This is a genomic window from Gemmiger formicilis, from assembly GCF_024462815.1.
GTDB lineage: Bacteria > Bacillota > Clostridia > Oscillospirales > Ruminococcaceae > Gemmiger.
This window is the reverse complement of record NZ_JANGCG010000004.1, coordinates 154,502-177,745: the sequence shown is the minus strand read 5'-3', so window position 1 is coordinate 177,745 and position 23,244 is coordinate 154,502. Positions and strand designations below refer to the sequence as shown.

Below are 23,244 nucleotides of genomic sequence, written 5' to 3'. Positions count from 1 at the left end.
CGAATTTTTTGTAAGTTTAACAGTTTCGTCACAATCCCATGCAGCACTTTACCTATTATATATGTAGGGGCCGCGCCCCGCCCCCGCCGCCCCGGTGCAGGCGGGCTGCGCGGCAGGGGCAGCGGCCTTCGTCACTCCTCCATCCAGCGCGCCAGAAACTCTGCGGCGATTGCGGCGGCCTGTACGGTCTCGGCATCGGGCAGCGGGTCACGCGCCGTGCCGGGCAGCAGCACGCCGCCCTCCATATCGCCGCGGGCCAGTATCGGCGCAGCGCAAAGCAGCGTGTGCCTCTCCCCCAGCGGCAGGCGTGGCCCGGCAGCCGGGGCGGTGTACAGCTTGCGCCGGGCCAGCAGAGCCTCCACCGCGGGCGGCAGCGCAAGCCCCTGCAGCCCGGTCCGCCCCGCACCGGCCGCCGCCACAACGCGCTCCCGGTCGCAGACCAGCACGGCGCATTGCAGTCGCCGGGCCAGCACATCGGCGTAAAGCGCGGCGGGCTCGCCCAACTCTGCCAGCGGCGAATACTTTTTAAAGACCACCTCACCGTTTTTGTCGGTAAAAATTTCCAAAGAATCGCCGTATTTTATCCGCTGGGTGCGCCTGATTTCCTTCGGGATGACCACCCGGCCCAGCTCATCAATGCGGCGCACAATTCCGGTTGCTCTCATCGCTGCTACCTCCTGGTTTTTTATGGTAGTATCTGCGGGAACGCATATAAATATGTAAGAGGTTTTTGGTATGGACTTATTGCAGACCACGCTTTGCTATCTGGAAAAGGACGGTGCCTACCTGATGCTGCACCGCGTGAAAAAGAAAAATGACGTCAACCATGACAAATGGGTGGGCGTAGGCGGCAAATTTGAGCCCGGCGAGGACGCGCTGGCCTGCGTTATGCGGGAGGTGCGCGAGGAGACCGGCCTGACAATGCACGCGCCGGAATATCGCGGCATCGTTGATTTTTATTGTGAACCATGGCCCGCCGAACGGATGCACCTGTACACCTGCACCGATTTTTCCGGCACTATGACGGAGTGTGACGAGGGCTGTTTGGAATGGGTGGATAAGGCCGCCGTGCAGGCGCTGCCCATCTGGCAGGGGGACAAGATTTTCTTCCGCCTTCTGGCCGAAAACGCGCCGTTTTTCCATCTGGAGCTGACCTACGCCGGGGATGTTTTGCAGAGGGCAGTGCTGGATGGGCGGGAGCTGCCGCTATAAAAGCTTCCCCCGCGGGTACCCCCTCCGGGCGGAGCAGAGCCCCTCCCCTACTGCGCAATGATTTTGGGTTATGCGTAGGGCGGGGTGACCTCACCCCGCCGAAAGCGCGCCATAATATGCCGTTCCCGGTTCGCATCCGTAGGGGCGGCATATATGCCGCCCGCAGGTTTCCCGTAGGCTCCCTATTTTTTTCTCCCCCCCACAACCAAAAAACACGCAGGCGGTTGCTAAAACCGTCTGCGTGTTTGTTGTATTTAATAGGTCGTAATCGTTGTCCCGGTAAAGTAATGGGTCAAAATATCCTGATACCCCCAGCCGTTGCGGGCGTAGCCGATGGCACCCCACTGGCTCATGCCGCAGCCGTGGCCGTAGCCGTACACATCAAAGATAAAGCAATCCAAATCGGCGTTGTAGCTGACCGTAAAGCACTGGCTGCGCAGGCTTCGACCGTCCACGCTCTGGCGGGCCAGCAGGTTCTCGCGGAACCAGCGGCCGCTGACCGTCTCGCTGTTGCCGTCCGGGCCAACCTGAATCTTGGCCACCCAGCCGTACTGGTTGGCGCTCTTGATGGTAAACCAGCTGTTAGGGTCCACGCCGGACAAATCCACACCCAGCTTGTCGCGGATACGGCTTTCCAGCGTGGCGCGTGCAAAGCGGGCTGTGCCGCTGGAGTTGCCGTTGGTGTTCCAGTTGCTGGCCACGCTCTGGTCATAGGGGCTGTCCACCGCCTGCAGCCAGGCGCGTTCGCCGCCCCAGACATCGGCCGAGGAGGCCGTGCCGGTGCTGGCGGAGGCAAAGTACGGCGTGAAGCAGACCTGCCCATTGTAGGTCACCAGCACATGGGCAACCTCCTGCGCGGCGGCCAGTGCGGCAGCGCCCGGCTCTGCGCCCAGCACGGACGGATAGCCCGACTGGCTCAGAATCCAGCAGTGGGTGGCCACGCACTGGGCCTTGTAGGCCTCGGCGGGCGCGTTGGGGCCCAGCTCGTTCTGCGCCACCATCGCAAGGCAGCGCACAAGGTCCATCGACTGCGCGGTGCCGTTCATCGTCACGTTGATGGTCTCCCCTGCGGCGCTCGACCCGGCGTTGTTGTCGGGCTGCGGGGCCTCGGTGGGCGCGGGCGTTTCAACAGCGCTGTCCGCGCTGCTGTCGCTGCTTTCCGGGGCAGCTGTGGGCTCGGGTGTGGGGGCAGGCGTGGCCGTGGCGGTGCTGCTTGTCAGCTGATCCACCGTAATGGTCTGCTCCGGCAGGGAGCCCTCGGCGCCCTTGTTCAGGTCGGTCTCGGTCGCGTTGGCCGAGCCCGCAATGTCGGTCAGGCCGGCCATCAGCTTATCGGTGCTGGCCAGCAGGCTGTCGGTTAGGGCCTGCATATCGTTGACCTGCTGGTTCAGCTCGTCCATATCCACCGCGCTGTCCCCGGTGCCGTTCTTGTGGGCGGCCTGGGTGGCGGCGCTCTGCTGGGCGTAGCGATCCACGCTGGCCTTCATCAGCTCGCTGACCGAGGGCATCGGCTGGCCCTTGCTCATGTACTGGGCGGCGGTCAGCAGTGGGGCATCCGCCGCGGTGATGGCCGCGGTGTTCAGCACAGCGGCCTCACCGTCCTCAATCAGGCGGCCGGTCACACAGAGCTGTGCGCCGTCCACGCCGCTGTCCCCGGCAATGGTCAGGAAGCGGGCCTCGTCGCCCACGTCTACGCCGGTATCGTACAGCGTGCGGGCCTGAATCCCCGCCACAAAGGTCAGGTAATCATAATAGTTGGAAAGGTCGGTGCTGCCGTACAAATCAAACGCACCCTCACCCTGCTCGTCGGGGTCATAGTAGTAGACCGCCAGCACCTTGAAGCGGTAGGTCTTGCCCGCCGTGTAGAGCGTAAAGCCGCTGTTCTGGCGGATGCCGTCCTCCTGCGCCAGCGCGGCCAGCGCGGGGTCGGTGGTGGTCAGCACGGTGTTGCCGGGGGCGGCGGCGTCCAGCGCGCTGGGCGTGGCAAAGCGGGTAAAGCTCTGCGGCGCGGCGCTCTCCTCGGTTTCCGGGGTGGGCGTGTCGGCGGAATAGACAAAGCTGCCGTCCATGCCGGGCCAGCCCAAATACGCCACCACACCGGGGCGCTTTTTCAGCGCCTTGCCGAGATAGCTCTCCGCCGTGTTGTCATACAGCGCCGTGCCGTAGCTCTTGGCGGCGGGGCGTGCGCCCAGATCGTTGCGGAAGAACACCCACAGCGCCCCCGCGCCGACCAGCGCGGCCAGCACAAGGACCACCAGAATCATCGTCACGGTGCGGCGGCGGCGGGCCTCGCTCTTTTCGATAATTTCAAGGCTGCGGTTCTTGATGCTGCCGGGTGCGGGCTGGCGTGTGGGCAGCGGCGGCAGATCGTCCGCATCATCTTCGTTCTTATGATGATTTTTCTTTTCTTTCTCGCGGGCGGCCTCCTCGACCGCACTCGTGTCAAACAGCTGGGTGGCGGCGCGGGTAAAGTCCTCCACGCTGGCGCTGTGCCCTGCGGCCTCGGCGGCATCGTCCGCCGCCTGTGCCGCGGCGATGGCGGCGGGGTCAAGGTCTGCAGAGAAGTCAGGAATATCGTTATCCAGCACCGAGCGTGCCGGGGCGGCGTCCGCCCCGGGCGCGGGCTGCACCGGCATTTCGGCGGGCGGGGCCGTCATGGGCCGTGCGCGGCGGATGCGGGCATGGTGCGCGGCCTCGGGCCCGGCGGTCTGAATGTCCAGCGGGTCGGGCGCGGCGGGCTCTGCCGGGGCGGCGTCCACCTCACTCTCAAAGCGGATAACCCCGGTCGGCTCGGAGACTTCCGGCGCGGCGGGCGGCGGCGTGGGGGCGGCCTCGTGGCGGCGCAGCGTGCGGTGCCGGGGCTCTGGCGCATCCTGTGCGGGGGGCGGTGCCACCGGCTTCGGGGCGTCAAAGTCGAGCATCGGCTCAAAATCCGCCGTGTGGTCGGCGTCCCGCGTGGGGGGCGTGCGGCGGCGCAGCGAGAACCGCACCGTGTTGCCGCGGCTCCGGCCTGCCTCCGACACAACCAGCAGCGGCCGGTCATGCCCCGGACGGAAGGTGATGCAGGAATCCGTCAGCTGCAAACCAAACAGGCGGCGGCGCAGCAGATCCAGAATCTGGTTGCCGATGAAAACATCGTTCATATCGGGCGGCAGGGCGCAGGCCACCGCGCCGCGGCGGTCGCACATCAGCACAAAGGGGCACTGCCCCACGCTGGCGGGCATATAGGCGGCGGCGTAGTCCGCGCCGGTCACCTGCAAAGCGGCCAGCGCACGGCCCGCCGCGGCCTGCACCACATCCCCGGGGAAGCGCTTGAGCAGCTGCTCGGGAATTGTGATGCGGCGCGCCTTCTGCGGGTCGGCGTAGCTCTCGGTGCCAAAGTCAAAGACGGCCTCGCTGTGGGGCAGCGGCTGCAAAAGCGTGCCCAGCAGGCGGCCCGTGGTTTCGTCCACAGCCACCAGCAGCTTGCGTTTTTCCAGCATGGCGTCCAGCGTGGCCTGTGCCAGACTGGTTTCGCCCTCGGCAAAGACGTCATCGCCAAATTTGGCGCGCAGCCGTGCGGCCCATTTGTCACAGTATTGCTCCGCCATAGCGCGGTTGGGGGCGCTGACCTGCACGCAGATGGCAAATTCGCCGTCGCGTTCCAGCAGGCGCAGACCGGGGCAGCCATCGTCCCGGATGGTGCGCAGTACGGCGGAGACTTCCGCGCCGGTAGGCCCGAAAACACGCAGGATTTTCAGTTGAGTGTTGACCATAGTGGAGCCTTTCTGTTGATTGGAGTCTTAAATATTCAAATCTGCGTCCGGGGTGGCGGGCGTGAACTTCACGCTGTCCGGCACGTCCAGACCCAGCGCCATGCGACGGAGCATATCCAGCGCGTAGAGCGTGGCGCGGGTGCGGATGATGGCGCGGTCCTGATAGCCGCCCAGCGTCAGCCGCATCAGGTAACCCTGATTGGTGCGGGTGTCGGCACCGGCCAGATAGACCGTGCCCACCGGCTTGCCGGGCAGCGCCCCGCCGGGGCCTGCCAGCCCGGTGATGCCCACGGCCAGCTCTGCGCCGGACGCTTTCGCCGCGCCGAACGCCATAGCCGCGGCCACCGGGCCGGATACTACGTTGTACCGTTCAATCACGGCGGCATCCACGCCCAGCAGCTGCTGCTTGGCGGCCTCGGCGTAGGTGACAAAGCCAAAGCCGAACACCTCGCTGGAGCCGGGCACGTTCGTCAGGCGCTCGGCAATCATACCGCCGGTACAGCTTTCCGCCGTGGCGGCGTGCAGGCCGTGCTCACGCAGGACGCGCACAACCGTGTATTCCAGCGCGGGCACGTCCACGTCATAGGCGGCTGCGCCCAGTATCTCTTTAAATTCCGCAATGCGGGCGTTGCAGGCGTCCTCCGCCTGCTGCGCGGTGGCCTCGCGGGCCGTCACGCGGATTTCACACTCGCCGGTCTTGCAGTAGATGGCGGCGGTGGGGTTGACGGCCTCAAACAGCGGGGCTACCTTGCTGGCAATCGCGCTCTCGCCGCCCAGCACACGCAGGGTGCGGCTGTGAATCGTGCAGTTCTGGCGCGCCTGCAGAATCGGGCGCACCTGCTCGGCCCACATGGCCTTCATCTCCCGCGGCACGCCGGGCATCAGCGCGGCGCAGTGGCCGTTCTTGTCCTCAAACCAGGCGCCGGGGGCGGTGCCATGGTCATTGATGAGCTTATGCCCGATGGTCGGGCACATGGCCTGTTTGCGGTTGTTCTCGGTCGGACGGCGGTTCGTGCGGGCAAAAAAATCAAGGATTTTCTGCCACTCCGCCTCGTCAAAGGCCAGCGTATCGCCGAACGCCTCGGCCACGGTTTCCTTTGTCAAATCGTCCTCGGTCGGGCCAAGGCCGCCGGAGAACACCAGCAAATCGCTGCGGCTTTTGGCCTGCAGCACCAGCTCTTTCAGGCGGGCGGGGTTATCGCCAATCACGTGCTGGTGCAGCACGCTGATGCCCAGCTCGGCCAGCTCACGGCTCAGGAACTGCGCGTTGGTGTTGACGATGTCCCCCAACAGCAGCTCGGTGCCGACACAGATGATTTCAGCGGTCACAGCAAATCATCCTCTCCCATACGGATAAAGATTTTTTCCACGTTCTCGGCGGCCTCGGTTTCCAGCGCGGCCAGCTCGGGCATGGCGGCCTCGGCGGCAAGGATTTCATCCAGCGTCGGGTTCGTCTTGGGGTGCGGCGGGGTGAAAATCGTGCAGCAGTCCTCATACGGCTCGATCGACGTATCAAACGTTCCGATTTTGCGCGATATATTGATGATTTCAATCTTGTCCATGCCGATGCAGGGGCGCAGCACCGGCAAATCCTGCGCCTGGTCGGTGCAGGCCAGCGCCGCCATGGTCTGGCTGGCAACCTGTGCCAGGCTCTCGCCGGTAATCAGGGCCTGCAGCTCCAGCTTTTTGGCAACCTGATTGGCAATACGCAGCATACTGCGGCGCATCAGCACGGTGAACAGCACGTCCGGCGCGTGGTCGCGGATGTACTCCTGCGGCTTGGTGTAGGGCACCACAAACAGCGTGCAGTTGCCGGTGTACTCCACCAGCTCGCGGGCGAGGTCGCGCACCTTCAGCTTGGCACGCAGGCTGGTGTAGGGCGGGCTGGCAAAGTGGATGTGGTGCAGCGCCAGACCGCGGCGGGCCATGCACCACGCGGCCACGGGGCTGTCAATGCCGCCGGACAGCAGGTTCAGCGCACGGCCGCTGGTGCCCACGGGCAGACCGCCCGCAGCCTCGACCTTGGGGCCGTGGACGTAGGCGGCGTGGTCGCGGATTTCCACCATAATTTCCAGCTGGGGGTTGTGGACGTCAACGCGCAGATGATGATGCTTGTCCAGCAGATACGCGCCCAGCTCACGGCAGATTTCGGGGCTCTTCATCGGGTAGGTCTTGTCGGCGCGCTTGGCCTCGACCTTGAAGGTGCGCAGGCCGCGCAGCGTCTCGCCGAGGTAGGCCTCGGCGGTCTCGCAGATGGCGTCAAAGTCCTTGGGGCACTCGACCGCACGGCTGAGCTTGACGATGCCGAACACGCGGGAGACGCGGCGGAAGGCCTCGTCCATATCAAGGCCCTCCTCCTTCGGCTCGATGAAAACGGTGCTCTGGGCCTGATAGACCTTGAACTTGCCCAGCGGCTCAAGCCGCCAGCGGATGGTCTTGGCCAGCCGCGCCTCAAACTTGCCGCGGTTCAGGCCCTTTAACGTCATTTCGCCCTGATAGGCGAGGATGATTTCTTTCATTGGGATATTCCTTTCCGATTAAAGCGGTATCAATTAAATATGCTGTAATTCGCGCAGGCCGTCGCGCAGACCGGCCAGCAGCGCCTCGACGTCCTCGGCCGTGTTGTCGGCGCAGAAGCTGACGCGCAGGGCGGTGCGGACCGTGAGGTCATCGCAGCCCATCGCCAGCAGGGTGTGGCTGGGCTCGCCCTTATCGCAGGCGGAGCCGCCCGAGACATAGATACTGCGGGTGTTCAGATAGTTGATGAAGGTCTGGCTGTTGATGCAGTTGGTGGAGAGGTTCACGATCTCCCCCACCGCATTGTCGGGGGAGTTCAGCGTCACGCCGTCCAGCGCCGCCAGGCCCGCGCGCAGCTGCTGGTTCAGCGCTGCGATATGTGCCGTGCGGGTGCGCAGCTTCTGCTGGCCCTGCGCCGCCGCAACGCCCAGACCCACAATGTAGGGGGTGTTCTCAGTGCCGGGGCGCAGGCCGCGCTCCTGATGGCCGCCCAGATACGGCGGCTTGAGCGTCTGGCGCTGGCTGTCCCGGATGAAGAGCGCACCCACGCCCTTGGGCGCGTGCACCTTATGGCCGGAGACGGACAGGGTGTCGACCTCGCGCCACGCCTGCAAGTCAATCGGCATACGCAGCCACGCCTGCACGGCGTCCACATGGAAGTGGGTGCGGCTGTTGCGCGCCTTGATGCCCTTGCCCAGCGCGGCAATGTCCTGCACCGCGCCGGTCTCGTTGTTGACGGCCATACAGGCGGCCAGCACGGTGTTCTTGTCGATTTCCGCAAGGAATTTCTGGGTGTCGATGCAGCCGTCCGCGCCGGGCAGCACTTCAACCACGGTGAAGCCTTCTTCCTGTAAGGCGCGGATGGGCCGCTGCACGCTGGGATGCTCAAAGCCGGTCACAACAATTTTGTTGCCCCAGTGCCTGCGCGGGCGGGCCGCGCCGGTGACGGCCATATTGTTGCCCTCGCTGCCGCAGGCGGTAAAGTAGATCTCGTCACTGCGGCAGTGCAGCGTTTTGGCCACCCGGGCGCGGGCGGTGGCGATGGCATCCTGTGCGGCCACGGCCGGGTCATACAGGCTGCTGGGGTTGGCCCAGAGCTCTGTCAGCGCCGCAGAGACCGCCTGTGCCACCGCCGGGTCCACCCGGGACGTGGCGGCGTTATCCAGATAATGCAGCTGGGAATCGGAAAGCATAGCACTCATTCCTCACATTTTACACAAAGTTATACAGGTTAAATTATACACGTTCGCCAATCAAAAAACAATATTTTTGCACAAAAAAGCCTTTCCCAAAAAAGGAAAGGCAAAAGGGATTATGAGAGTGGGCAAATAATAGATAATAAATAATAAATTTGGTGGAGTTTTCGCCCCGCGGGGCGAAAACAAAATGGATCGGATGGGCTGTAAGGTATTATTTCTTATTTATTCGCCAAAGTCCTCCGCTGCCTTTTTCATCATCTGGCGGATGGGCAGATTGTAGGGGCAGCGCGGCTCACAGGCGCCGCACTGGATGCAGGCACCAGCCTTGGTCTGCAGGGTGGCGTAGCGCTCACGGCCCCACTGCTGCAGACCGTATCGGTTCAGATACCCCTGGAACAGGAACACGCTGGGAATGGAAATGCCCACCGTGCAGGGGGCACAGTAATTGCAGCGGCGGCAGAACTGGGTGCCCAGCGCGTTGCGCACCGCCTGGCAGGCGGCCTCCTCCGCGGGGGTCAGCGGGGCGGTGTCGGCAGAGCCCGCCACGTTGGCGTTCAGCTCCTCCACGGTGGCCATACCGGGGATGGCCACCGTGACTGCCGGGTTGGACAGCACATACCGCAGCGCCAGATGGCCGTCCTCAATCGCGCCGCCCGCCAGCGGCTTCATATCAATAAATGCCTTGCCCGCCGCGGCGCAGCGGTCGATCAGCTCCTTGCCCTGCTGCTCCACGATGTTGTAGGGGAACATAATCGTCTCAATTTCCGGGATGTCCAGCGCGGCCTCAAACACCGCCGCCAGATGCGCCGTGATGCCGATATGCCCGACCACGCCCTTGGCCTTGGCCTCCAGCAGGGCTTCCATTGCGCCGCCGGGGGCCAGAATCGTTTTCAGCCCCTCCAGACTGGGGTTGTGGAACTGGAACACCTCAATGTGGTCGGTGCGCAGGTTCTTCAGGCTGGTGGCGATTTCCGCCTCCATATCGGCCTTGGTCAAGGCGCGGCACTTGGTGGCCAGAATGAAGTCATCGCGCAGACCTGCCTCCTCCAGCGACTGGCCGATCCATTCCTCGCTGACCGTGTAGGCGCGGGCGGTGTCGATGTAGTTGACCCCCGCCTTATGGGCCGCAATCAGCAGCTCCCGCGTGCCGGGCTGGTCGATGCGCTGGATGGGGATACCCCCGAAGCCCAGCCGGGAAATTTTCAGACCTGTTTTGCCAAAATCAACGTAATGCATAGCTTTGCCTCTCTTCCCTGCAATGTGTTTGCTCTGTTCTGCTTATTATAGCATAAAAGCCGCTATTTCGCTATGCCGTAGGGGCGGATTCCATATCCGCCCGCATTCCCGGCAGACGGCATTTTTAGGCGTTGACAAATTCCGTGGGGTGTACTACCATTACTTATTATAATGTGTAAATAGGGGGTTTACCAATGAAATACGGTTTTATCGGCTGCGGCAATATGGGCGGCGCGGTGGCCCGCGCTGTCTGCAAGGGTGCCGGGGCGGAGGATGTTCTGCTGGCCAACCGCACGCCCGCCAAGGCACAGGCGCTGGCCGCCGAGCTGGGCTGCGCCTGCGGTACCAATGAGGAGGTTGCCAGCATCTGCGACTTTATCTTTCTGGGTGTAAAGCCCCAGATGATGGCCGATATGCTGGACGAGCTGGCCCCTGTGCTGGAATCCCGCGCCGAGAGCCGCCCCTTTGTGCTGGTCACGATGGCGGCGGGGCTTTCGATGCAGCAAATCCGGATGATGGCGGGCAGCGGCTACCCCATCATCCGCATGATGCCCAACACACCCGTGGCGCTGGGCGACGGTATGATTCAGTACTGCTATGACGATGTGGAGCCCGCCCGCATGGCCGAGTGGCTGGCCGCCATGGCCCCCGCCGGGCGGCTGGACGAAGTGCCCGAGAGCCTGATGGACGCCGCCAGCGCGGTGTCCGGCTGCGGCCCTGCGTGGGCGTACCAGTTTATTGAGGCACTGGCGGACGGCGGTGTGGCGGCCGGTCTGCCCCGCGCCAAGGCGCAGGAGTACGCCGCCCAGATGCTGCTGGGCAGCGCCCGCATGGTGCTGGAAAGCGGCAAGCACCCCGGCGAGCTGAAGGATGCCGTCTGCAGCCCCGGCGGCTCCACCATTCAGGGTGTGCGCCTGCTGGAGGAGCGCGCCTTCCGCGGTGCCGTGACCGACGCTGTTCTGGCCGCGTATGAAAAGACAAAGGATTTGGGGAAGAAGTAAACTATGCGTATTGTCGTTAAAGTAGGCACCAGCACACTGGCGCATCCCGGCGGGCTGCTCAACATCCGCCACACCGAGGATCTAGTCAAGGTGTGGAGCGATATCCAGAACGCCGGGCACCAGCTTATCATCGTGTCCTCGGCAGCCACCGGGCTTGGCGTGGGCAAGCTCCAGCTGGAGGAAAAGCCCCGCGACCTGATTACCAAGCAGGCCGCGGCAGCCGTGGGCCAGTGTGAGCTGATGTACACCTATGACCGGCTGTTCGGCCAGTACAACCACACGGTGGCCCAGATGCTGCTGACCTGGGAGGACTTTGACCACCCGCAGCGCCGCCGCAACCTGCAGAACACGCTGGAGCGCCTGTTGGAGCTGCACGCCATCCCCATCATCAACGAGAATGACCCCGTCGCCTGCGAGGAGTATTCCCTGGGTGACAATGACACGCTGGCCGCACTGGTGGCCACCTGCATCCACGCGGATCTGGTCGTGCTGATGTCGGATATTGACGGCCTGTACACGGCTGACCCGCACACCCATCCGGAGGCAGCGCTCATCCCGGTGGTGGAGGAAATCACCCCGGAGATTGAGCAGCTGGCCGGCGGCGTGGGCTCGTCCTTGGGCACCGGCGGTATGCTGACCAAGGTCACGGCCGCCAAGCGCGCCACCGCCGCAGGCGTGGATATGATTATCACGAACGGCTCCCATGCGGAGGTGCTGTACGACATTGTCGAGGGCAAGTCCGTTGGCACCCGCTTTGTGGGCCGGAAAGCATAAGGCAATGCCGCATAAAGGAGGTTTGATTCCAATGACCACACAGGAAATGCTGCACGCCGCGCAGGGCGCAAAAATGCCGCTGGCGCTGGCCGATGCCGACACCAAGAATGCCGCGCTGGAGGCCATGGCCGTGGCGCTGATTGCGGCGCAGGACAAGATTCTGGAGGCCAACCGGCAGGACGTGGAGAACGCCCGCGGGCGCATCGGCGATGTGATGCTGGACCGTCTGGCCCTGACCCCCGGCCGCCTGACCGATATGGCCAAGGGCATCCGCGAGGTTGCCGCCCTGCCCGACCCGGTGGGCGACGTGCTGCGCCGGATTGTGCGCCCCAACGGCCTTGTGATTGAAAAGACCGCCGTGCCGATGGGCGTCATTGCCATCATCTACGAGAGCCGCCCCAACGTCACCAGCGATGCCGCCGCCCTGGCCATCAAGGCGGGCAGTGCCTGTGTGCTGCGCTGCGGCCGCGATGCGTGGGCCAGCTGCCACGCCATTGTGGAGGCACTGCGGGCGGGCCTGCGCAAGGTGCGCCTGCCCGAGTGCGCCGTGAGCCTGATTGAGGATACCTCCCACGCCAGCGCCAACGAGCTGATGACCGCCGATGGGCTGGTGGATTTGCTGATTCCCCGCGGCGGTGCCGGGTTAATCCGCGCCTGCGTGGAGAATGCGACCGTGCCCTGTATCCAGACCGGCACCGGCATCTGCCACGTCTACGTGGACAAGGCCGCGGATTTGGCCATGGCCGTGGATATTGTGGAAAATGCCAAGACCAGCCGCCCCAGCGTCTGCAACGCGGAGGAAGCGCTGCTGGTGCACCGGGATGTGGCCGCGGAATTTCTGCCGATGCTGAAGGCCCGCCTTGTGGATGACCGCCTTGCCGCCGGGCTGACCCCGGTGGAGCTGCATCTGGACGAGCGCGCCGCCGCCATCATCGACGGCGTGCCCGCCGCGCCGGAGGATTTCGACACCGAGTATCTCGACTACAAGCTGAGTGTGGCCGTGGTGGACGATGTGGACGCCGCGATTCTGCACATTGCGAAGCACTCCACCCACCACAGCGAGGCCATCATCACGGCGGACCCGGCTGCGGCGCAGCGGTTCACCGCCTGTGTGGACAGCGCGGCGGTCTATGTGAACGCCAGCACCCGCTTTACCGACGGCGGAGAGTTCGGCCTCGGCTGCGAGATGGGCATCAGCACCCAGAAGCTGCACGCCCGCGGCCCGATGGGCCTTGCCGAGCTGTGCACCTACAAGTACATCATCCACGGCAACGGCCAGACCCGCGGCGGCAGCAGCGCCAGAATGAGCTGCTACCCCAAAGCATAAAAGCCGGTCGGGCTTTTATTTGTAGGGGCGGGCATTGCCCGCCCGCAGCCGCCTTTTTCCCTATAACAAACAACAGCACCCGCTTGATGCAGGTGCTGTTTTATTTTATCCGATATTCATATCCACACGCGTGGAGATGCCGTTGACGCTGCCGGAGCTGGTGTACTGCCAGATGTTGTACTTGTAGTTGAAGCTGAGCTTATCGCGGTACTGGGCAATCCAGATGTTGTACTTGCTGATGTTGGCAAAGTTCAGCGCGTTGTAGAACCAGCTTGCGTAGGAGTAGACACCCGCACGGTAGCCCGCGTTGCGGATGGTCTCGCAGAAGGCAACCGCGCAGGCCGTGCGCTCGGCGGCGCTGATGGCATTGGCGCGGCCGCCCGCAACGCTCTCGGTGTCATAGTAGACGCCCAGCGGCAGGCTGTAGCCGCCCACAAGGCTCAGCACCATGCTGGCCTCCTCCACGGCCTCGGCCTCGTTGATGGCCTGACTGTAGAAGTAGACGCCGACCTTCAGGCCTGCGTTGATGGCGCCCCGGATGTTGGCGCGGTAGGTCGAATCCTCGACCAGCGCGCCGCTGCCATAGCCGCGGTAGCCGCAGCGGATGATGGCAAAGGTGATGCCGTCCGCCTTGACCGCGTTCCAGTCGATGCTGCCCTGGAACTTGGAAACATCAATGCCGCGGGCCGTACGGTTCAGTGCGCCATCCGCCGCAAAGGTGTAGACATCGCCCTGGATCACCTGCTGGCCCGTGACGGGCTGATGGGAGGCAGGGTCATAATAATACGTATTGCCGTCAATTTCCTGCCAGCCGGTGTACTGGTATTCCACCGTGCTGCTGCTGGAAACATCAAAGCCGTAGCCCGCCAGATCCTTGGCCTCAATATCATTGGGCCAGCCCGCGGTGGGGTCATTGGGCGTGGGGGCGGCGGTGGGTTCCGTGGTCGGCGTAGGCTCTGCCGTGGGGGCCGGGGTGGCGGTCACCTCGGGCGTGGGCTCGGCGCTCGGCTCCGGCGTGGGTGTCGGCTCGGCGGCCGGGGTGGGCTCAGCGCTCGGCTCTGCCGTGGGCGCGGTGGACTCCACCGGGGCCTCGGTCGGCTCACCCTCCTGCACGGCGGCGGTGCCTGCGGGCTCGTCTGCACGGTGCACCCATGCCATACGGCCCTCGGGTGCGCCCAGCAGGGTGATAGAATCGGCTGCGCCGGGCAGCCATGCGGCGGTGGCGTTGTTCACGGCGTAGCTGCTGTCGCGGGTAGCGCCAATCAGCTCCTGCGTGCCGTCCTGATAGACCGGCAGATAGGGGGTCTCGCTGCCGTCGGCGAGCAACAGATGGCCGCTGCTGCTGAGCTTGGCGGTGTAGCTGGTCTTGCTGCCTGCCTCGGTCTTGCTGCTCTCGGCGTAGGTAACGGTGTCGGTGACCTCGTTGACGATGGGCGCAGAGCCGGCATTGCTGACGCCGGAGTCCTCCGCGCTCTCGTTGACCTGACTGGCCTGCACAATTTTTTGCTTGACCGCCGCAACGTCCGCCTTGTAGACGACCTTTTCCTTGACAGTCACGTTCTGCGCCTCGGGCAGAATATAGCCCTCGATGGGCTGCACGGTCACGGTGTAATCGCCGGGGGTGACGTCCTCGGCCAGCGCGGTGCCGGTCTCGGGGTCAAGCGGGTAGTCTGTTGTCTTGCCGTCCGCGTCCACCAGCGTGATGGTGGCCTCCACACCCAGCAGCGGGGTCTTTTCGGCCTCGAGGTCATCCGTCTTAGCGGGGGTGGCGGTGGGCGTGGCCTGCGGGGCGGCGGTGCTTTCCGGCTCGTCCGCACTGATATTCTCAACGTAAATCGTCACGCCGATGTCCTGCTGCACCACGGTGGCTTCCATCGTCAGGGGCTTGTCCGGCTCCGGCGTCGGGCTGGGCGAGGGCGAAGGCGTGGCGCTCTCCGCCGTCTCGGGGGTGGCCGTCACAACCGGCGTGGGGCTCGGCTCCGGCGCGTTGAAAGGCGTGAAGCCCGCCGCAAATGCACCCAGACCGATGCTGGCCGTCAGCGCCACAGCCGTGCCGCCCGCTGCCAGCTTATACAGCGGCAGCCGCGCAAACGCACTGCCGGAGAAATACCGCATGGGGTTCTTTTTATTAAACATTTCTGTTCCTCACAGTTGAAAACACAGTTGAAAACTTATTAAACTATTACAGAGTAAATCATAGCACGAAAAAAGCCCCCTCCGCAAGGGGGCAGGGGCGTAAAAACGTGCTGAAAAACGCCGAAATTTTCAACATTGCAGGGGTCACCTGGTTTAAAATTGTTACAGAATTTCGGGCATTTCCCGGGCATATTGCGGTGGGGCGGCGGGTCAATCGCTAGTGCTTGTATTGGGCAAAAATTCCTGCACCAGCAAATCCACGCAGGCACCGTAGCTGCGCATACCCAGGCTCTGGCCGTAGCCCTGCAGGAAAGTGGTGTAGACCTTCTCGCCGGTCTCCTTGACCGGGCCCTCCCACTGCTTCCAGTAGGCGTTGTTGTCGGCAAGGTCGGTGCGGGCCCCCTCACAGAGCGTCTGGTAGCTCTCCGCCGCCAGCGCGGGGTCCGCGGCATAGAGCGCGTTGGACAGGTGCAGATACCCGAACAGCCAGCCGGAGTAGGCGTAGTCGGCCTTCGGGCTGGCGGTGGCCGCCATCACGCCGACAAAATTAGCCTCCTGCTCGGCGGCGACGCCCCGCTGGTGCGCCAGCTCATGCGCAACCGTTACCGGCAGAAAGACCGCCGGGCTGTCCACGTTGAGGGTGCTCTCCCCCACCAGCGGGCAGAGGTAGCCGGTAAAGCCCCACGCGCTCATCAGCTTGGAGTAAAGGGCGGGCTTGGGGCGGCGCTCCGGCCCGGAAAGAAACGGCCAGCGTTCGGTCAGCGGGTCATACAGCCCGGTGCAGCCGTCGAGAATTTCCCGCTTATCCACGGCAAACAGGCCGTTTGCGTCCCGGTCCACCAGCGGGGCCGTCTCGTTGACGCGGGCGGCGAAGTAGTCGGTCACGGCGGCCAGCTCCTCCACACTGACGGGCGGCGCGGTCATACCGGCCTTCTCGGCAAAGGTGGTGCCGTAATACTGGGTGCCCCACAGCCCGCAGACCGCCGCATAGCCCCAGACCAGCAGCACCGCCATATGCAGCACCCAGCTGGCAAAACGGCGGCGGCGCACGGCACGCACCAGCAGCACCAGCGCGGCTGCAATCAGCACCGTGGCACCCAGCTCACAGGCGCTGCAGGGCAGCGGGTCCACCAGAAAGGACACCCCGCGCTTGATGGGCATGGAGATATGGCTGAGCCACCAGTCCATGGCCGCACGGTCGCGGCGGGCCAGCACAAATATCCCCAGTGCGGCCAGCCCTGCCGCCAGCGCCGCCACCCCGCGGCGGTGGGCGCGCAGCCACAAGAGAATCTGATTCATAGCGGAACGCTCCTGTCGGTTTTTGTTCTATTATATCTATTATAAAAGAAAGGTTTTCTTATGGCAAGCCGGGCCCTCACATCTTTTTCTTGCCCTGCGCGCAGAAACGCGGTATAATAGAATAGAATATTTCTAAGGCAATACCGCACAATTCGCGCCTGACGGCTTAAGCACCGCTACTGCGGCTGCGAAGCACAATCTGCGTTGCAAAAATGCTCGGTAATACATCCAGTATTACCTGCGCTTTTTGCTTAGCAGCTTGCACTTCTCGCTCGCCGTATCGGCACTTAGAATTATGCGGTATTGCCCTAAAATTCTGTCCGCACGGCAAAACGGCGGCACACAAGCATATGGAGGCATCGCTATGTCTGAATTTATTCCTCTTTCTGTCCCGAATTTCGGCCCGCGGGAGGCAGAGCTGGCCGGGCAGGCCATTACATCGGGTTGGGTTTCCACCAGCGGCGGCAAGGTCACGGAATTTGAGGAGGCGCTGGCCGCCTACGTGGGTATGCCCCGCGCCGTGGCCTGCAATTCCGGTACCAGTGCGCTGCATCTGGCCGCCATGGCCGCCGGCATCCAGCGCGGGGATGAGGTCATCGTCCCCACGCTGACCTTCATTGCCGCCGTCAACCCGCTGACCCGCTACATCGGCGCGGAGCCGGTCTTTATCGGCTGTGACGATTCCCTCTGCATCGACCCGGACGCGGTGGAGGATTTCTGCGCCAACCACTGCGAGCTGCGCGATGGCAAGCTGTACAACAAGAAAACCGGCGCCCACGTCAAGGCGCTGGGCGTTGTGCACGTCTTTGGCAATATGGCCGATATGCCCCGCCTGATGGCCATTGCCAAGCGGTACGGCCTGCTTGTGATTGAGGACGCCACCGAGGCGCTGGGCACCCGCTGCACCGACGGCCCCTATGCGGGCAAGTTTGCGGGTACCATCGGCGATATCGGCTGCTACAGCTTCAACGGCAACAAAATCATCACCACCGGCGCGGGCGGCACGGTTGTCTCCAACCATGCCGACTGGGCCGAGCACGCCAAGCACCTGTCCACCCAGGCCAAGGCCGATATGCTGCAATTTTTGCACGATGAAGTCGGCTACAACTACCGCATGACCAACGTGCAGGCCTGCCTGGGCATTGCCCAGCTGGAGCGTCTGGAGGGGTTCATCGCCCACAAGAAGGCGCTGTATGACCGCTATGTGGCCGCGCTGGACGGCGTGAAGGGGCTGCGCATCCTGCCTTTCCGCGAGGAGGAGTGCCGTTCCAACCACTGGTTCTTCAGCCTCTACCTGAAGGATTCCGGCCTTGACCGCGACACTGTCATTGAACAGCTGCAGGCGCAGAAGATCCAGACCCGCCCGGTGTGGGCGCTGATCCACGAGCAGGCCGACTACCCGCGCAACGAGGCCTACGGTCTGGACAAGGCGCTGGACTACCGCAAATATATTGTCAATCTGCCATGCTCCACCAATCTGTCCTTTGCGGACTGCGACCGCGTAATTGAAGCGGTGCTGGCCCTGACAAAATAACTACCAAAGGGGGACCACCCTTGATTAAAGTTGAAGAGCTCTTTATTGAGCCGACCGCCACCGTACTGGAAACGCTGCGCAAGCTGGACGAGACCGGCCAGCGCATCCTCTTCATTGCGCCGGAGGGCAAGCTGAAGGCCGTCATCACGGACGGCGACATCCGCAAGTTTTTCCTGCGGGGCGGCACGCCCGACCAGACTATTGACAACGCCGCCAACTACCACCCGCTGAGCGTGCCGGTGAACGAGCGCGGCAAGGCTCGCGAGATTCTGCAGGAGCACTGCATTGACGCACTGCCTGTGCTGAACAAGCGCGGTGTGATTACCGACATCGTCTTTGCCCACGGTCTCGATGTGGACAACCGCAAGCAGGTGGACATTCCTGTGGTGATGATGGCGGGCGGCCTTGGCACGCGGCTGTACCCCTACACCAAAATTCTGCCCAAGCCCCTGATTCCCGTGGGTGAGCAGCCGATTGCCGAGCTGATTATGGACCGCTTCCGGGATTTCGGCTGCCACGATTTCACGATGATTGTGAACTACAAAAAGGGCATGATCAAGTCCTATTTCAACGAGCTGGAAAAGGACTACCACGTGGATTTTGCCGATGAGGAAGTCTTTATGGGCACCGGCGGCGGGCTCTGCCTGCTGAAAGGAAAGGTCCATACACCGTTCTTTTTTACCAACTGTGACACGCTGCTGGATGCGGACTTCGGCGATATTTATGAGTATCACAAGGCGCACGGCAATCTGGTTACGATGATTTGCGCCTTCAAGCATTACACCGTGCCCTACGGCGTGGTGGAGCTGGGCGAGGACGGCAGCATTGCCGCCATGCACGAGAAGCCGGAGCTGGACTTTTTGACCAACACCGGCGTCTACGTGGTGGAACCCCGCGTGGTGGAGGAGATGCACGATGGCGAGTTCATCGGCTTCCCCGATGTGATTGAGCGCTACCGCCAGGCCGGGGAGAAGGTCGGTGTCTACCCCATCAGCGAGAGCAGCTGGATGGATATGGGCCAGCTGGAGGAGCTGGAAAAAATGCGCCGCAAGCTGGAAAACCAGCAGTAAGGCGGTGCGCGGGCGGGCAATGCCCGCCCCTACATCACTGCAAAAACAGGAGGTTTCTATGCCTGTAACCATTATCGCCGAGGCCGGTGTCAACCACAACGGCAGCCTGGAAATGGCCAAGGAGATGGCCCGCGTGGCCAAGGAGTGCGGCGCAGATATTGTAAAATACCAGACCGCCGTGCCTGAGCTGGTTGTGAGCAAATTTGCCGAGAAGGCCGAGTACCAGAAGCAGACCACCGATGCCGCCGAGAGCCAGCTCGAGATGATCCGCAAGCTGCATTTCTCGTTTGAGGCCCACAAAGAGTTGAAGGAATACTGCGATTCCATCGGGATTCAGTATCTGAGCGCACCGTTCGATGTGCCCAGCGTCCGCTTTCTGGGCACGCTGGGTCTGCCGCTGCTGAAAATCCCCTCCGGCGAGATTACCAATCTGCCGTACCTCGAGGAGATGGCCAAGCTGCACACCCCGGTGCTGCTCTCCACCGGCATGAGCACGCTGGACGAAATCACCGATGCACTGGGCGTGCTGGATGACGGCGGCTGCCCCGAGGTGACGGTGCTGCACTGCAACACCCAGTACCCCACCCCCTATGAGGACGCCAACCTGACCGCCATGATTGAGCTGTTTGAGCAGTTCGGCCTGCCGGTCGGCCTGTCCGACCACACCCCCGGCTGGGAGTGTGACGTGGCGGCTACCGTGCTGGGCGCACAGGTCATTGAAAAGCACTTCACGCTCGACAAGTCCCTGCCCGGCCCCGACCAGAAGGCCAGCCTTGACCCCGCGGAGTTCAAGGCGATGGTGGACGCCGTGCGCCACGTGGAGGCCGCGCTGGGCGACGGCCACAAGCACCTGACCGCGAGCGAAGCGCCCAACAAGGCCATTGCCCGCAAGAGCATCGTGGCCGCGCACGCCATCAAGGCCGGTGATGTCTTTACCGAGGAAAACCTGACCACCAAGCGCCCCGGGGATGGCATTTCCCCGATGCGCTGGCATGAAATTCTGGGCCAGACCGCCAAACGCGATTTTGCCGAGGATGAAAAAATAGAGCTGTAACGGCAAGGGAGAGCCTATGCGCACCATCTGTGTTGTCACCGCCACGCGGGCGGAATATGGCCTTCTGCGCCCGGTGGTGCAGAAGATAGCAGCCTCCGGCACGCTGGCCCTGCAGCTGGTTGTGACCGGGGCGCACCTCTGCCCGCGGCTGGGCGAGACCGTGCGGGAAATTGAGCAGGACGGCCTGCCCATCGCTGCCCGCCTGCCGATTTTTACCGCGGACGCCGCCGAGCCGGTGGCGCAGACCATTGCGCGTACCATCGCGGTATTTGATGGGTATTTTGCCGCCCACCGCCCGGATGCCGTGCTGTTGCTGGGCGACCGGTTTGAAATTTTTGCCGTGGCGTGCGCGGCGGCGGCAAGGCATATCCCGATTGCCCATATCTCGGGCGGGGATGTGACCCTGGGCGCGGCGGACGAATACTACCGCCACTGCATCAGCAAGATGGCGGCGGTGCATTTTCCCTCCTGCGCGGACAGCGCCGCACGGCTGGTCCGCATGGGCGAGGCACCGGGCACGGTCTTTTGTGTCGGCGGGCTGGGGAATGAAAACATCCGCACCCTGCCCAAAATGAGCCGCGAGGAATTGTGCAATTCGACGGGCTTTGCCCTGATGCAGCCCTTCGCCCTTGTGACCTACCACCCCGAGACTGCACCCGACGCCGGCTCGCCCGCTGAACAGGTGGAGGCGCTCTGCAACGCGATGGACACCGTGCCGGGGGTGTTCTGGCTGATTACCGGCTCCAACGCGGACGCGGGCGGGCAGGTCTGCACCGCCATGATGCAGGCGTTTGCCGCTGCCCACCCCGACCGGGCGGGCTTTGTGCAGAGCTTAGGGCTCAAGCGGTACCTTTCGGCCATGCAGTACGCCGCGCTGGTGGCGGGCAATTCCTCGTCCGGCGTGGTGGAGACCCCCACCTTTAAGGTGCCGACCGTCAACATCGGCAAGCGGCAGGCCGGGCGCACCATCTGCGCCAATGTGCTCTGCTGCCCGGCGGACGAGCCCGCGATTGAGGCCGCACTGCGCAAGGCGCTCTCCCCGGAGTTTGCCCCGGTGGCCGCGTCCGCCGCCAGCCCCTATGACGGCGGGGACACCAGCGCCAAAATCTGCACGGTGCTGGCCAGGTACGATTTTACCAGACCCAAGATTTTTTATGACGGCCCTGTGCCGGATTTTGACCCGCAAAGGAGCGTTTTGGTATGAAACTTCTCATCGTCGGTTTAGGCAGCATGGGCAAACGCCGCGCCCGGCTGACCAAGGGTATTGACGCGGCCATCCAGATTGTCGGCGTTGACACAGCCGAGAGCCGCCGCGCCGAGGCACAGTCCCTGGGGCTGGCGGACGCTGCCTACCCCACCATTCAGGACGCCGTCACTGCCGCGCACCCCGATGCCGCGCTGGTCTGCACCGCGCCGCTTTCCCATGCGGCGGTCATCAGCGAATTGCTGGACCATGATTTGCCTGTCTTTACCGAGCTGAACCTCGTGCGGGACGGCTACGCCGAGAATATGGCCAAGGCCGCCGCCAAGGGGCTGCCGCTGTTCCTCTCCTCCACGATGCTCTACCGGCGCGAGACGCAGTATATCAAGCAGCAGGTTGCCGACTTCGGCAAGCCGGTGCACTATATCTACCACATCGGGCAGTATCTGCCCGACTGGCACCCGTGGGAGAACTACAAGAATTTCTTTGTCGGCAACGCCCGCACCGGCGGCGTGCGCGAGATTTTCGGCATTGACCTGCCGTGGCTGCTGGACGCCTTCGGGGATGTGGAATCTGTGACCGTCCAGAAGGACACCATCAGCGATTTGGGTCTGCCCTACCCCGACTGTGTGACGCTGCTGCTGCGCCACAAGGGCGGTGTGCAGGGCGTGCTGGCCGCCGATGTGGTCAGCCGCAAGGCCGTGCGCAGCTTTGAGTGCTTCGGCGACGGCATCCACCTTTTCTGGGAGGGCAACCCCAAGGCACTGTATGAGTTCAAGGACGGCGACAAGCAGCCGGTAGACACCTACGCGAGCTTTGAGCACGACAGCCGCTACAGTGACAACATTGTGGAAAACGCCTATGTGGACGAGCTGACGAACTTTTTTGGCGTGCTGCGCGGCGAGGAGGCCCCCCGCTGGAGCTTTGAGAAGGACCTGAAGGCCATTGACCTGATGGACAGAATCGAGGAGGCTTGAATGCGTACCGTTACCGCGCTGTTCGTGGGGCTGGGCTCCATCGGAACACGCCATTTAAAGAATCTCGCCAACCTCTGCGCTGACCGCGGCTGGACGCTGCAGGCGGACGCCCTGCGCAGTGATTTGTCCCGCCCGCTGCGGGACGGCGTGGCCGCGCTGCTGCACGCTCAGTACACCGATTTGACCGCCGCCCCCGCGCAGTATGATATGGTGTTCATCACGAACCCAACCAGCCTGCACGCCGAGGCGTTGGCACAGGTCAAGGGCCGCGGCGGGGCACTTTTCATTGAAAAGCCGATTTTTTCTGCCGAGCAGACCGGCCTTGCGCTGGCGGATTACCTGCCCGCCGGTCAGAAGGCCTACGTGGCCGCGCCCATGCGGTGGTGCGGCGTGATGCTGGCGCTGAAGGAGCTGTTGCCCGCCCTGCACCCCTACTGCGCCCGGGTCATCTGCTCAAGCTATCTGCCTGACTGGCGGCCCGGCGTGGATTACCGCACGGTCTACAGCGCCCACAAGGCGCTGGGCGGCGGCGTTACCATTGACCTGATTCACGAGTGGGACTATCTGGTTGAGCTGTTTGGCGTGCCGGAGAAGCTCTGCAATTTCAAGGGCACCTACTCCGACCTTGAGATTGACTCCGATGATTTGTCGGTGTATATCGCCCAATATCCGAGCCTTCTGGCCGAGGTGCACCTAGATTACTTTGGCCGCGGATACAGGCGCAGCATCGAGCTTTTCTGCCATGACGGCAGCTATATTGCCGACTTTGGCAAGGGCACGCTGACCCTGCCGGACGGCACGGTGCAGCACTATGAGGAGGACGTCAACCGCCGCTATGAGCGGGAGATGGAATACTTTGTGGACTATGCGCTGGACGTCAGCGGCGAGAGCTGCAACCCGCCCGCGCTGGCACTGAAGGTGCTTAAATTAACACTTGGGGAGAATGTGTAAA

At 63.3% G+C, this 23,244-nt stretch carries 18 protein-coding genes; 10 read left to right on the top strand and 8 right to left on the bottom strand.

Going from position 1 to position 23,244, the window contains the following annotated elements; translation table 11 throughout:
- Positions 1-131: 131 nt before the first annotated feature.
- Entirely contained in the window at positions 132-665 is a 534-nt protein-coding gene (locus NE623_RS05755) for a stage V sporulation T C-terminal domain-containing protein (RefSeq protein WP_256271380.1), read from the bottom strand.
- A 70-nt stretch (positions 666-735) separates the two neighbouring features.
- On the opposite strand from NE623_RS05755, the gene NE623_RS05750 reads away from it, so the two are divergent.
- Entirely contained in the window at positions 736-1,212 is a 477-nt protein-coding gene (locus NE623_RS05750; RefSeq protein ID WP_256271379.1) for an NUDIX hydrolase, read from the top strand.
- A gap of 254 nt (positions 1,213-1,466) precedes the next feature.
- Here the strand turns inward: NE623_RS05750 and NE623_RS05745 are convergent, their stop codons facing one another.
- From NE623_RS05745 to NE623_RS05725, 5 genes are all read right to left on the bottom strand, one after another.
- A complete protein-coding gene (locus tag NE623_RS05745) occupies positions 1,467-4,967 on the bottom strand; it encodes a SpoIID/LytB domain-containing protein (protein ID WP_256271378.1) in 3,501 nt (1,166 codons plus the stop codon).
- Between the two features lie 27 nt (positions 4,968-4,994).
- A complete protein-coding gene (locus NE623_RS05740) occupies positions 4,995-6,296 on the bottom strand; it encodes a competence/damage-inducible protein A (protein WP_256271377.1) in 1,302 nt (433 codons plus the stop codon).
- Positions 6,293-7,486: a tRNA uracil 4-sulfurtransferase ThiI gene (thiI, locus tag NE623_RS05735; RefSeq protein WP_256271376.1), complete on the bottom strand. Its 1,194-nt coding sequence runs from the start codon at positions 7,484-7,486 to the stop codon at positions 6,293-6,295. The genes NE623_RS05740 and thiI overlap by 4 nt, the downstream gene beginning before the upstream one ends.
- Positions 7,487-7,519: 33 nt before the next feature.
- Positions 7,520-8,677, bottom strand: coding sequence for a cysteine desulfurase family protein (locus tag NE623_RS05730; protein WP_256271375.1), 1,158 nt, complete (start codon positions 8,675-8,677; stop codon positions 7,520-7,522).
- Positions 8,678-8,905: 228 nt separating this feature from the next.
- Positions 8,906-9,919, bottom strand: coding sequence for an aldo/keto reductase (locus NE623_RS05725; RefSeq protein WP_256271374.1), 1,014 nt, complete (start codon positions 9,917-9,919; stop codon positions 8,906-8,908).
- Between the two features lie 194 nt (positions 9,920-10,113).
- Between NE623_RS05725 and proC the strand changes: the two genes are divergently transcribed.
- From proC to NE623_RS05710, 3 genes are read left to right on the top strand one after another with little or no spacing between them, the layout of a single operon-like run.
- A complete protein-coding gene (gene proC / locus NE623_RS05720; RefSeq protein WP_256271373.1) occupies positions 10,114-10,920 on the top strand; it encodes a pyrroline-5-carboxylate reductase in 807 nt (268 codons plus the stop codon).
- A gap of 3 nt (positions 10,921-10,923) precedes the next feature.
- Positions 10,924-11,694, top strand: coding sequence for a glutamate 5-kinase (gene proB, locus NE623_RS05715; protein WP_256271372.1), 771 nt, complete (start codon positions 10,924-10,926; stop codon positions 11,692-11,694).
- A gap of 31 nt (positions 11,695-11,725) precedes the next feature.
- Positions 11,726-13,021 (top strand): glutamate-5-semialdehyde dehydrogenase, encoded by a 1,296-nt coding sequence (locus NE623_RS05710; RefSeq protein ID WP_256271371.1) that lies wholly within the window; start codon positions 11,726-11,728, stop codon positions 13,019-13,021.
- A 105-nt stretch (positions 13,022-13,126) separates the two neighbouring features.
- On the opposite strand, the gene NE623_RS05705 is transcribed toward NE623_RS05710, so the two are convergent.
- Positions 13,127-15,157, bottom strand: coding sequence for a GH25 family lysozyme (locus tag NE623_RS05705; protein WP_256271370.1), 2,031 nt, complete (start codon positions 15,155-15,157; stop codon positions 13,127-13,129).
- 210 nt (positions 15,158-15,367) lie between these two features.
- A complete protein-coding gene (locus NE623_RS05700; RefSeq protein ID WP_256271369.1) occupies positions 15,368-16,456 on the bottom strand; it encodes a DUF3810 domain-containing protein in 1,089 nt (362 codons plus the stop codon).
- Between the two features lie 364 nt (positions 16,457-16,820).
- Between NE623_RS05700 and NE623_RS05695 the strand changes: the two genes are divergently transcribed.
- Genes NE623_RS05695 through NE623_RS05670 form a run of 6 tightly spaced genes read left to right on the top strand, consistent with a single transcriptional unit; the run spans position 16,821 to position 23,243 of the window.
- Positions 16,821-17,990 (top strand): LegC family aminotransferase, encoded by a 1,170-nt coding sequence (locus NE623_RS05695; protein WP_256271368.1) that lies wholly within the window; start codon positions 16,821-16,823, stop codon positions 17,988-17,990.
- Positions 17,991-18,010: 20 nt separating this feature from the next.
- Positions 18,011-19,060 carry a nucleotidyltransferase family protein gene (locus NE623_RS05690; RefSeq protein WP_256271367.1) on the top strand — a complete coding sequence of 350 codons (1,050 nt, stop codon included), beginning with the start codon at positions 18,011-18,013 and terminating at the stop codon, positions 19,058-19,060.
- A gap of 58 nt (positions 19,061-19,118) precedes the next feature.
- Entirely contained in the window at positions 19,119-20,114 is a 996-nt protein-coding gene (gene neuB, locus NE623_RS05685) for an N-acetylneuraminate synthase (protein WP_256271366.1), read from the top strand.
- Positions 20,115-20,130: 16 nt separating this feature from the next.
- Positions 20,131-21,318: a UDP-N-acetylglucosamine 2-epimerase gene (gene neuC / locus NE623_RS05680; protein WP_256271365.1), complete on the top strand. Its 1,188-nt coding sequence runs from the start codon at positions 20,131-20,133 to the stop codon at positions 21,316-21,318.
- On the top strand, positions 21,315-22,292 hold the full coding sequence (locus tag NE623_RS05675; protein ID WP_256271364.1) for a Gfo/Idh/MocA family protein: 978 nt from the start codon (positions 21,315-21,317) through the stop codon (positions 22,290-22,292). Before neuC ends, NE623_RS05675 begins: the two co-directional genes overlap by 4 nt.
- Positions 22,293-23,243 (top strand): Gfo/Idh/MocA family protein, encoded by a 951-nt coding sequence (locus NE623_RS05670; protein WP_256271363.1) that lies wholly within the window; start codon positions 22,293-22,295, stop codon positions 23,241-23,243.
- The last annotated feature ends 1 nt before the right edge of the window (position 23,244 follow it).

Bases quoted from the DNA above. Each gene is read 5' to 3' on its own strand.
- NE623_RS05755 (WP_256271380.1), bottom strand. From the start codon at position 665: ATGAGAGCAACCGGAATTGTGCGCCGCATTGATGAGCTGGGCCGGGTG.
- NE623_RS05750 (WP_256271379.1), top strand. From the start codon at position 736: ATGGACTTATTGCAGACCACGCTTTGCTATCTGGAAAAGGACGGTGCC.
- NE623_RS05745 (WP_256271378.1), bottom strand. From the start codon at position 4,967: ATGGTCAACACTCAACTGAAAATCCTGCGTGTTTTCGGGCCTACCGGC.
- thiI (WP_256271376.1), bottom strand. From the start codon at position 7,486: ATGAAAGAAATCATCCTCGCCTATCAGGGCGAAATGACGTTAAAGGGC.
- NE623_RS05730 (WP_256271375.1), bottom strand. From the start codon at position 8,677: ATGCTTTCCGATTCCCAGCTGCATTATCTGGATAACGCCGCCACGTCC.
- NE623_RS05725 (WP_256271374.1), bottom strand. From the start codon at position 9,919: ATGCATTACGTTGATTTTGGCAAAACAGGTCTGAAAATTTCCCGGCTG.
- proC (WP_256271373.1), top strand. From the start codon at position 10,114: ATGAAATACGGTTTTATCGGCTGCGGCAATATGGGCGGCGCGGTGGCC.
- proB (WP_256271372.1), top strand. From the start codon at position 10,924: ATGCGTATTGTCGTTAAAGTAGGCACCAGCACACTGGCGCATCCCGGC.
- NE623_RS05710 (WP_256271371.1), top strand. From the start codon at position 11,726: ATGACCACACAGGAAATGCTGCACGCCGCGCAGGGCGCAAAAATGCCG.
- NE623_RS05705 (WP_256271370.1), bottom strand. From the start codon at position 15,157: ATGTTTAATAAAAAGAACCCCATGCGGTATTTCTCCGGCAGTGCGTTT.
- NE623_RS05700 (WP_256271369.1), bottom strand. From the start codon at position 16,456: ATGAATCAGATTCTCTTGTGGCTGCGCGCCCACCGCCGCGGGGTGGCG.
- NE623_RS05695 (WP_256271368.1), top strand. From the start codon at position 16,821: ATGTCTGAATTTATTCCTCTTTCTGTCCCGAATTTCGGCCCGCGGGAG.
- neuB (WP_256271366.1), top strand. From the start codon at position 19,119: ATGCCTGTAACCATTATCGCCGAGGCCGGTGTCAACCACAACGGCAGC.
- neuC (WP_256271365.1), top strand. From the start codon at position 20,131: ATGCGCACCATCTGTGTTGTCACCGCCACGCGGGCGGAATATGGCCTT.
- NE623_RS05675 (WP_256271364.1), top strand. From the start codon at position 21,315: ATGAAACTTCTCATCGTCGGTTTAGGCAGCATGGGCAAACGCCGCGCC.
- NE623_RS05670 (WP_256271363.1), top strand. From the start codon at position 22,293: ATGCGTACCGTTACCGCGCTGTTCGTGGGGCTGGGCTCCATCGGAACA.